The organism is Candidatus Phytoplasma oryzae, assembly GCF_003263355.1.
Taxonomy (GTDB): Bacteria; Bacillota_I; Bacilli_A; order Acholeplasmatales; family Acholeplasmataceae; genus Phytoplasma; species Phytoplasma oryzae_B.
This window is the reverse complement of the sequence record NZ_JHUK01000003.1, coordinates 67,981-78,802: the sequence shown is the minus strand read 5'-3', so window position 1 is coordinate 78,802 and position 10,822 is coordinate 67,981. Positions and strand designations below refer to the sequence as shown.

Below are 10,822 nucleotides of genomic sequence, written 5' to 3'. Positions count from 1 at the left end.
GATTTTTTTTGAAAAAAAAGATATAATTAATTATCTAATTTTTTCTAAAAAAAAAGAAAGGTTAAAGAAAATGCCGACTATTTCCCAATTAATCAGAAAAAAAAGAGTATCAAAAACTTATAAAGTTAAATCTCCATCTTTAAGATATAGTTTTAATAGTTTAAAGAAGAAAAATATATATTATAATTCTCCACAAAAATCAGGAGTTTGTATTAAAGTTTTAACTTTAACTCCGAAAAAACCTAATTCGGCTTTGAGAAAAGTAGCTAGAGTTCGTTTAAGTAACGGAAATGAGGTTACTGCTTATATTCCAGGAGTTGGTCATTCTTTGCAAGAACATAGTGTAGTTTTAGTTCGTGGTGGCAGAGTTAAAGATTTACCAGGTGTTAGATATCATATTATAAGAGGGAGTTTAGATACAACAGGAGTTAATAATAGACAACAAGCTCGTTCAAAGTATGGTGCTAAAAAAACAGTTACAAAAGAAAAAAAATAAAGTTCAAATAAAGTTTAAAATAAATAAAAAAATATTAAAAAAGAAAGTGAATTAAACTATGTCTCGTAAGAAACGTATTTATAAAAGAGATATCTCTCCTGATCCAATTTATAATTCTAAGTTAGTAACTAAAATAATTAATACTATCATGAAAGATGGTAAAAAAAGTATTGCTCAAAATATTTTATATAAAGCTTTAGATAAAATAAAAAAAATTACTAAAAAAGAATCTATAGATGTTTTTAATCAAGCTTTAGCAAATGTTATGCCTATTTTAGAAGTACGTACGCGTACTATAGGTAGCCAAACTTATCAAGTTCCTTCAGAAGTTCGTCCAGAAAGACGTCAATCTTTAGGATTAAGATGGTTGATACAATATGCTCAAAAACGTAATGAAAATAGTATGGAAGAAAAATTAGCTAAAGAAATTATTGATGCTTCAAATGGTATAGGATCTACTATAAAAAAAAAAGAAGATACTTATCGAATGGCTGAAGCTAATAAAGCTTTCGCTCATCATCGTTGGTGATTTAGATATAACGAAAATTAAAAATATAAGGGAGAGACCACAATATGGGACGTCAATTTAGTTTAGAAAAAACACGAAATATTGGCATTATGGCTCATATAGATGCTGGTAAAACAACCACAACAGAAAGAATTTTGTTTCATGCTGGAAAAATTCATAAGATAGGAGAAACTCACGATGGAGCTTCTCAAATGGATTGGATGGAACAAGAAAAAAAAAGAGGTATAACAATAACTTCTGCAGCTACAAAAGTTTTTTGGAAAAAACATCAAATTCAAATTATTGATACTCCTGGACATGTTGATTTTACAGTAGAAGTTTCTCGTTCTTTAAGAGTTTTAGATGGAGCAATTGCTATTATTGATGCTCAAGCTGGAGTAGAATCTCAAACAGAAACAGTTTGGCGTCAAGCTACTGAATATAAAGTACCAAGAATTATATTTGTTAATAAAATGGATAAAATAGGAGCTAATTTTGAATATGCTATTAATACTTTAAAAGAAAGATTAGGAATTAAAGTAGCTGCTATTCAATGGCCGATAGGACAAGAAAATAATTTTAGGGGTATTATTGATTTAGTCGAAATGACAGCTTTTGAATATGATGGTTCTCCTAATGAAACAGGTAAAGTTATAGATATTCCTAATAATTTAAAAGATTTGGTTATTTTAAAAAGAGAAGAATTAATTGAAGTATTATCGGATTTTGATGATAATTTAATGAATCTTTTTATAGAGAATAAATTTATAAATTCTGATATTTTAAAAAAAGTAATTAGAAAAGCTACTTTAAGTATTAATTTTTTCCCTATTTTATGTGGTTCTTCTTTTAAAAATAAAGGAGTTTTAAAGATTTTAGATTCTATAATTGATTATCTTCCTTCTCCTATCGATGTTCCTGCTTTAGTTGGATTTGATTCTGATGAAAATCCAATAGTTGTTAAAGCTTCTGATGAAGAACCTTTTGTTGCTTTAGCTTTCAAAATTATGACAGATCCTTTTGTTGGTCGTTTAACTTTTTTAAGAATATATTCTGGTTATCTTCAATTAGGATCTTATGTCCAAAATACATCTAAAAAAGTTAAAGAACGTATTGCACGTTTGTTACAAATGCATGCTAATACAAGAGAGGAAATTAAAGAAGCATATACTGGAGATATTGTAGCTGTAGTAGGATTGAAAAATACAACTACAGGGGATACTTTAACTTTAGATAATAATTTTATAATTTTAGAATCAATGAATTTTCCGGATCCAGTAATAGAAATTGCTGTGGAACCTAAAACTAAAAATGATCAAGATAAAATTTCTTTAGCTTTAAGTAAACTAGCAGAAGAAGATCCAACTTTTAGAGTTTATATTAATCATGAGACAGGACAAACTATTATTGCTGGTATGGGTGAATTACATCTTGAAATTATTATGGATCGTTTAAGAAAAGAGTTTTCAATACAAGCTAATGTAGCAAAACCACAAGTTTCTTATAGAGAAACTTTTATTAAATCAGTGGAAATAGAAAGTAAATATATACGTCAGTCTGGCGGTCGAGGCCAATATGGTCATGTTAAAATTCTTTTCGAACCTAATGAAGGAAAGGGTTTTGAATTTATTGATAAAATTGTAGGCGGTATTATTCCTAAAGAATATGTTACAGCCGTGAAGAAAGGTTTAGAAGAATCTCTACATAGAGGTGTTTTAGCTGGTTATCCTTTAATTGATATGAAAGCTACTTTGTTTGATGGTTCTTATCATGATGTAGATTCGTCTGAAATTGCTTTTAAAGTTGCTACTTCTAGAGCTTTAACCGAAACTGGTAAAAAAAATGTTTTAGCAATTTTAGAACCTATAATGAAAGTAGAGGTTATAACACCTGATGAATATTTAGGAAATGTTATCGGAGATTTAACTTCTAGAAGAGGAAGATTAGAAAAACAAGAAAATAGAGGGAATAATGCTGTTTCTATTCAAGCTTTAGTACCTTTATCTGAAATGTTTGGATATGCTACAAGTTTACGTTCTAATAGCCAAGGAAGAGCTAGTTTTACTATGCAATTGCATAGATACGAAAAAACTCCTAAAAATATTACTGAGAATATAATTAAAGAAAGAAATATTAATAAAGAAATCAGTAATATAGTTGAATAATAATATTTATTTTTATTTAAAAAAATTTTTCTATATAAAAAAGGAGGCTTAAAATGGCTAATGAAAAATTTATAAGAGATAAAGTTCATGTAAATGTAGGTACTATTGGTCATGTAGATCATGGTAAAACTACTTTAACATCTGCAATTACTCATTTTTTATCTTTAAAAGGTTTAGCTCAGAATAAAAAATATGATGAAATAGATGGAACACCTGAGGAAAAAGAACGTGGGATTACAATTAATACAGCTCATATTGAATATCAAACTTTAAAAAGACATTATGCTCATGTAGATTGTCCTGGACATGCTGATTATATTAAAAATATGATTACAGGCGCTGCTCAAATGGATGCAGCTATTTTAGTTGTTTCAGCAAAAGATGGTATTATGCCACAAACATCAGAACATGTTTTATTAGCTAAGCAAGTAGGAATTCCACAATTATTAATTTTTTTAAATAAATGTGATATTTCAGATGTCGAACCAGAGCTTATAGAAATAATAGAATTAGAGTTGAAAGATTTGTTGAAAAAACATGGTTTTGATCATGAAAATGTTCCTATTATCAGAGGTTCAGCTCTAAAATCTTTAGAGGGAGATGAACATTATTTCAATAAAACAGGAGAATTAATTGATTATTTAGATAGTTATGTTAAAGATCCTGTAAGAATAATGAATAAACCTTTTTTAATGCCTATAGAAGATGTTTTTGTAATTACAGGAAGAGGAACAATAGCTACAGGACGTGTTGAACGTGGTCAAATTAATACTGGTGATAAAGTTGAAATAGTTGGTTTAAAAGACAAAGTTCAAGAATCTGTTGTTACTAGTATTGAAATGTTTAGAAAAAATTTAGATAATGCTATGGCAGGTGAAAATGTGGGGGTTTTATTACGTGGTATTAATCGTGATGATATTGAACGTGGTCAAGTTATTTGTGCTCCGAATTCAATTAAATCATATTCTCAATTTTTAGCAAAAATTTATCTTCTTAAATCGAATGAAGGTGGTCGTAAAACTGCTATATGTACTAATTATAGACCTCAGTTTTATGTGAGAACTACTGATGTGACTGGAAAAATTGAAGAAATAATAGATCCAAAGGATAATATCAAAAAGGAAATAGCAATGCCTGGTGATTTAGTACATATAAAGGTAAAGTTGATTCAATCAATAGCAATTGAAGAAGAAACTAAATTTTCTGTTCGTGAAGGCGGGAAGACTATTGGTGCTGGAGTTGTTTTAAAGATTATTAAATAATATTTTGTATTTTTTTAATCAAATAAAAAAAGATCTTTTTAGTTTAAAAAGATCTTTTTTATTTCAAAAAATATAATTTTTATTATTTTTTTTAACTTTCTCTTTCTTTTAAAAAACCTGTTGCCATTAACAGTCTAATAATGTTTATAAATATATAAATAATATTCAAATAAAAACCTAGAGCTATTATCCATTCATGATCTTTATGAATTTGATAAGATACAAGAGTATTCATATCATCAAAATCCCTTAATAATGTTATAGAAGCAAAAAATAAACTACCACCAATTAAAAATAAATATAGTGGGTGTTTATAACTTATTTTTAATACCCACGAAGCTATTAATTCTGTTAGTATTAAAGTGAAAGCACATGCGAATAATATCATTCTCCATTTATATCTATTTACTTTAATAATATTTAATTTATATATTAAATGAACAGACATAAATAATATTGCAGTAGCTACAATAGCAAGACAACAAGCTTGCCCCACATTATAAAAATGGTAGTTTAGTAAATAAAAGAAGAAATAAATACTTATACCATCTATGATAGACATACTAATACTAATTTTTTTCTGATGTTTTAAAGAAGAGAAAAAAGTTGCTATTGATATAGCTATTTGAGCAACAATACAACACACCATTATTCTTTTTATATAATATAATTTTGTTATTTTACTAATTACCGTTTTGTTTATCCAATAATTAAATATTAAATGCGTAAATATACAGCTTAAAAATGATAAACAAAATAATAAAAAAGTTTTAAATGCAATTGATTTAACAGAACATGTTGATGATTGATCAGAATCTTTTACACTTCTAATTTTCCAACCATTTTTAAAACGTTCTATAATAAAATTATTTTTATTTTTAAAATTATTTTTATTGTACATATTTTTATTCAAAACCTCCTTATTTTTTAAATAAAAAAATTTAATTTATTTTTTATTAAAATTTTTTCTAAAAAAAAATATATTTAATATATTTTCTTCATTCTTTTATTACTATTATAAATTTTATATAATTAATTATTTCTTTATTTTTTATATTTTACATTTCAACATATCACTATTATAGCAAAATTATATTTAAACCCAAATAAACTAATACTATTTTATATATTTTTTTTAAGATAAAAAATATTTTATGTTTTATTTTTTATTTAAGAAAAATAAAAAGTATTATTTTATTTTTTCCCTTAATTATAATATTTCTATTAATTTTGCAATTTTATAGTTTAAAAAAATGTTTATCGTTATTATATATAATATATTATGATATTTGAATATAATATAATATAAATTTATAATATGAATATATTATAATTTAAAACTAAATTTTTATTTATTTTTTATAAACATAATTTTCATTTATTAATTTAAATAATTTATAAATTATTATTAATAATAACCTAAAAAAGTTAAATAAACAACAAGATATTATTTTAAATAATATAAAATATAAAATATAAGAAAAATGTTAGTTAGTTTTGTTATATTAAACTAAAAAGTGGGTATTTTTATGTTAATTTATAATTTTAAAAAAATAGAATCTAAATGGCAAGAATATTGGAAAAAAAAAAAAACTTTTCAAACTAATGATGATTTTAGTAAAAAAAAGTTTTATTGTCTAGATATGTTTCCTTATCCTTCTTCTGAAGGTTTACATGTAGGACATATTAAAGGTTATACAGCAAGTGATATTATTAGTAGATTTAAAAGGATGCAAGGATATAATGTATTACATCCTTTTGGTTGGGATTCTTTTGGTTTACCGGCTGAACAATATGCTTTAACAACAGGAAAAAATCCTCAAAAATTTACTTATGAAAATATTTATAAATTCAAAAAACAAATAGAATCATTAGGCAAGGGTATTGATTGGAGTAAAGAATTAGCAACATCAGATGAATATTTTTATCAATGGACACAATGGATTTTTAAAAAACTTTATGAAAAAGGTTTAGCTTTTATACAAGATGTAGAAGTTAATTTTTGTAAAAAATTAGGAACTGTTTTAGCTAATGAAGAAATTATACAAAATGATGAAGGAATTTTTTCAGAGAGAGGTCATTTTCCTGTTGTTAAAAAGAAAATGAAACAATGGGTTTTAAAAATTACTGATTATGCTGATAGACTTTTAGACGATTTAAATATTTTAGATTGGAAAAGCGAAATCAAAGAAATTCAAAGAAAATGGATAGGTAAAAAAGAAGGTTTTATTTTTGAATTTCCTATTTTATTAGATAAATATGAAAAAAAAAATGATAATAATAATTATAATAAATTTATTAAAGTTTTCACAACTAAACCTAGTACTATTTTCGGAATTAACGCTGTAATTTTATCTCCCGAACACCCTTTAGTTTTGTTTGTAACTTCTCAAGAAAATAAAATTCAGGTCAAAAACTATTTAAAGAAAACAGTTAGAAAAAGTGTTTTAGAAAGACAAATTAATAAAGAAAAAACAGGTGTTTTTACAGGAAGTTATGTTTTGCATCCTTTTAATAACGAAAAAATTCCAATTTGGATTTCTGATTATGTTTTAATGCATTTCGGGACAGGAGCAGTTATGTGCGTGCCTTCTTGTGATATGAGAGATTTCGATTTTTCAATCAAAATGAATTTAAAATTAGTTAATATTTTAAAAAATGATAATTTGATTCATTTTTTAAAAAAAGAAAAAAAAGATTATTTTAATAAAGCGAATGATTTTCGAAATAGTATTCTTATTAATAGTTCTTTTTTAAATGGATTAACATTAGCAGAAGCAGAACGTAAAATAATAAAATTTTCAAAAATAAAAAAAAATGGTTATATTTATTCTACTTATCAAATGCATGATTGGGTTTTTTCTCGTCAAAGATATTGGGGAGAGCCTTTTCCTGTTTTTTATGATGAAAATGATAATGTTTATTTAGAAAAAGATGAAGATTTACCTTTAAAATTACCTTTTTTAGATAAAATTGAAATTTCAGGTGATGGAAAATCTCCTTTATCAAAAGCTTTTTTTTGGTTATATTTCGAAAAAGATGGTAAAAAGTATAAAAGAGATTCAAATACTATGCCTCAAGTAGCTGGAAGTTCTTGGTATTATATTGGTTATATTTTAAAAAATTATTTAGGTATCATTCCTTTAAATACTGAAGAAGCTAAAAAAAAGTTAGATTATTTTTTACCTGTAGATATTTATATTGGTGGAAAAGAACATACAGTTGGCCATTTATTATATTCTCGTTTTTGGCATAAGTTCTTATATGATTTAGGATTAGTTTCTACTAAAGAACCTTTTAAAAAATTAGTTAATCAAGGGATGATTTTAGGTAAAGATAATTTAAAAATGAGTAAATCTAAAAAAAATAGTATAAATGCAAGTTTAGTTTTAGATAAATATGGTGCTGATGTTTTAAGAATGTATATTATGTTTTTAGGACCACTAGAAGATGATAAAATTTGGACAGAAAACGGATTAAAAGGAATTCAAAGATTTTTAAACAGAATATATAAAATTTTTTCTTTATCTTATATTTCGGAAGTAGATTTTTTACCATTAAATTCTATTTTATATCAGACTGTTCAGAAAGTTACAAATTATTATGATATTTTAAAATTTAATAAAGTAATTAGTGAACTTATGATTTTTGTTAATAAAGTTTATAAATGGAAAAAAATAAGTAATAAACAAATGAAAATATTTTTGCAATTATTAAATCCTATATCTCCTCATATAACTGAAGAATTAAATTTTTATTTTCTTGCTAATAAAGAAGTTTTAGTAAATTCTCGATGGCCATATAATTCTACTTATGAATTATCTAATCTAAATTCTAATAAAACAAAAATTATTGTGCAAGTTGACGGAAAGTTTAAAATTAATTTGTTTATAGATAAAAATGAAAAAAAAAGTGTTCTTTTAAAAAAAATATTAGATAATGACAAAATTAATTTATTAATGAAAGATAGAGAGATTATTAAGGTTATTTATGTTCAAAATAAATTATTCAATTTAGTTACTAAATTAAAAAATGATTTAGTTGAATATGAAAAAGATAAATTTAAAAAAGGAAATACCTAATAATTATGAAACTACATAAAAAAGGTTTAATGATAGTAATTTCAGGGCCATCGGGAGCAGGTAAAGGAACTATTTTAAAATCTTTATTTCAGAGAAAAGGACATAATTTTTCTTATTCTGTTTCAATGACTAGTAGACCTCCTCGTTCATATGAACGAAATCAAAAAGATTATTTTTTCGTAACTAAAGAACAATTTAAAAAAAAAATTAAAGAAAATTATTTTTTGGAATATAAAAAATTTGTCCATAATTATTACGGAACTCCTTATAAAAAGTTGTTAGAAAAATTAAAAAAAGGCAAAGAAGTTATTTTAGAATTAGATATTCAAGGAGCTTTGGAAATTAGAAAACATGAGTTAAATAAAAATAGTGTTTTGATTTTTATTACTCCTCCTTCTAAACAACATTTATATAAACGTTTGATAAAAAGAAATACAGAAATTGAAGAAGTTTTGAAAAAAAGATTAAAAAAAGCTGACGAAGAATTTAAATTAGCGTATAAGTATGATTATATAGTAGTTAATGATGAAGTAGAAAATGCTGTAGATAAGATTATATCTATAATTGTAGCTGAACATTCTAAAACAAAAAATAGTATTTCTTATTATTTGGAAAAAATTTTAAAAGAAAAAAGGTAGGTTTTGAAAAAAATTATGTTAAAAGAAATAAATGAAGGTCTTAATTTTCCTTCAATTGATGAATTATTAAATAGAATAGATTCAAAGTATAAATTAGCTTATTTATCTAGTAAAATTGCTCATATTATCGAAGAATCTAAAATATATATTTCCAATAAAAATGATGAAAAAAAAGTTTTAAGCCAAGCTTTGTTAGAAATTATTAATAATAATTTTGAAATAATTTTTAAATGATTTGTGTACAAAATATATTCGAAAAGGTTTAGATATTAATGTTATTAAATCATGTTTCTGTTATGACTAAAGAAGTTATTAAATATTTAAACATTAATTCTCAAGGAATTTATGTAGATGCTACTTTAGGCGGTGGAGGGCATAGTTTCGCTATTGTTCAAAATTTATTAAATGGTTTTTTATATTCATTTGATCAAGATAGTTTCGCTATTGAATATTGTTTAGATAAATTTAAAAGTAATCAAAATATCCAACTTATTAATTCTAATTTTACTTATTTAAAAAGAGAATTATATAAAAAAAATGTTTTTTTTATAGATGGTATTATTTTTGATCTTGGTTTATCTTCTTTTCAAATTGATAATAAAAATAGAGGATTTAGTTATTTACAAAATGGATTTTTAGATATGAGAATGAACCAGAAACAAAATAAAACAGCTTTTTATGTTATTAATCATTATAGTTTTGAAAAATTAAAAGATGTTTTTTGGTTTTACGGTGAAGAACCTAAATCTTATCTTATAGCTAAGGAAATAATTAAAAAAAGACCTCTTAATTATGCTTCTGAATTAGTTTCTATTACTGATAAATTTTATCGTTTTAATTATAAAAAAAAAAAATTAAGAAAAGGCCATAGTGCTAAAAGGATTTTTCAAGCTTTAAGAATTGAAGTTAATCAAGAATTAAAGTGTTTAAAAGATGCTTTAAATCAAACTCTTCCATTATTAAAAAAAAAAGGAAGAATTATAGTTATTTCTTTTAATTCTTTGGAGGATCGTTTAGTTAAACATTTTTTTAAAAAAAATAGTAAGTATAATTTTTATCCAAAAGTACCTATAAAAGAAAAAGATATACCTAAACCTAAATTATCTATTATTACTAAAAAACCTATTTATCCTAGTGAAGAAGAAATAAAAAAAAATTCTCGTAGTTCTTCAGCTAAATTAAGAGTAGCTGAAAAAATATAAAATAATATTATTTTCTTTAAAATTTTTTGGATTATTTTTTTGTAAATCAAATAATTCTTATTATATTTATTTATTTTTTATATATAATGTTTAGTATAGTTAGTAGTTTAAAATTAAGATTTTTTTGAAATTTATTTTAATATTTTGAACTCTAGTATAAAAACTTTATTTGCAATAGTTTAATTTTTAGGATATAATAAAATTGTTCGTTTTTTTTGAAAATTATAATGATAATCGTATTTTTTCATTTAAACTAAAGTTTTAATTATTCTGAAAATATTAAATACATTATATTTAGTTTTTTATTTTGTTTTTTATCAAAAAAATTAAATTTTTTATTAAATTAAATTATAATAATTCTCAATTAAAGTTTTAATTATCTAATTTTTTTTAAATATTAATTCAAATATTTTTTTTAAATTTTTTGAATTTGTTTATTGTTTAAATTAATTTTAATTTATTAATATTT

9 protein-coding genes are annotated in these 10,822 nt (G+C 23.4%); 8 read left to right on the top strand and 1 reads right to left on the bottom strand.

The features are described from left to right. Window positions 1-70: 70 nt before the first annotated feature. The 4 genes from rpsL to tuf are packed head-to-tail and all read left to right on the top strand — an operon-like array spanning window position 71 to window position 4,431. The gene (rpsL, locus tag DH96_RS01480; protein WP_111961339.1) at window positions 71-496 is read left to right on the top strand and encodes a 30S ribosomal protein S12; all 426 of its coding nucleotides are present in this window, start codon (window positions 71-73) and stop codon (window positions 494-496) included. Window positions 497-554: 58 nt separating this feature from the next. Further along, window positions 555-1,025 (top strand): 30S ribosomal protein S7, encoded by a 471-nt coding sequence (gene rpsG, locus DH96_RS01475; protein WP_111961325.1) that lies wholly within the window; start codon window positions 555-557, stop codon window positions 1,023-1,025. Window positions 1,026-1,069: 44 nt separating this feature from the next. Continuing rightward, window positions 1,070-3,169: an elongation factor G gene (gene fusA / locus DH96_RS01470; RefSeq protein WP_111961324.1), complete on the top strand. Its 2,100-nt coding sequence runs from the start codon at window positions 1,070-1,072 to the stop codon at window positions 3,167-3,169. Between the two features lie 53 nt (window positions 3,170-3,222). Continuing rightward, complete coding sequence (tuf, locus tag DH96_RS01465) at window positions 3,223-4,431, top strand: elongation factor Tu (RefSeq protein WP_111961323.1); 1,209 nt, start codon at window positions 3,223-3,225, stop codon at window positions 4,429-4,431. 91 nt (window positions 4,432-4,522) lie between these two features. On the opposite strand, the gene DH96_RS01460 is transcribed toward tuf, so the two are convergent. Next, window positions 4,523-5,332: a Bax inhibitor-1/YccA family membrane protein gene (locus DH96_RS01460; RefSeq protein ID WP_111961322.1), complete on the bottom strand. Its 810-nt coding sequence runs from the start codon at window positions 5,330-5,332 to the stop codon at window positions 4,523-4,525. Window positions 5,333-5,960: 628 nt separating this feature from the next. On the opposite strand from DH96_RS01460, the gene leuS reads away from it, so the two are divergent. From leuS to rsmH, 4 genes are read left to right on the top strand one after another with little or no spacing between them, the layout of a single operon-like run. After that, window positions 5,961-8,513 (top strand): leucine--tRNA ligase, encoded by a 2,553-nt coding sequence (gene leuS, locus DH96_RS01455; protein ID WP_111961321.1) that lies wholly within the window; start codon window positions 5,961-5,963, stop codon window positions 8,511-8,513. Window positions 8,514-8,518: 5 nt separating this feature from the next. Then, complete coding sequence (gene gmk, locus DH96_RS01450; RefSeq protein ID WP_111961320.1) at window positions 8,519-9,151, top strand: guanylate kinase; 633 nt, start codon at window positions 8,519-8,521, stop codon at window positions 9,149-9,151. A 15-nt stretch (window positions 9,152-9,166) separates the two neighbouring features. Then, window positions 9,167-9,385, top strand: coding sequence for a DNA-directed RNA polymerase subunit omega (rpoZ, locus tag DH96_RS01445; protein WP_111961319.1), 219 nt, complete (start codon window positions 9,167-9,169; stop codon window positions 9,383-9,385). Between the two features lie 38 nt (window positions 9,386-9,423). Continuing rightward, window positions 9,424-10,353 carry a 16S rRNA (cytosine(1402)-N(4))-methyltransferase RsmH gene (gene rsmH / locus DH96_RS01440; protein ID WP_111961318.1) on the top strand — a complete coding sequence of 310 codons (930 nt, stop codon included), beginning with the start codon at window positions 9,424-9,426 and terminating at the stop codon, window positions 10,351-10,353. Window positions 10,354-10,822 lie beyond the last annotated feature (469 nt).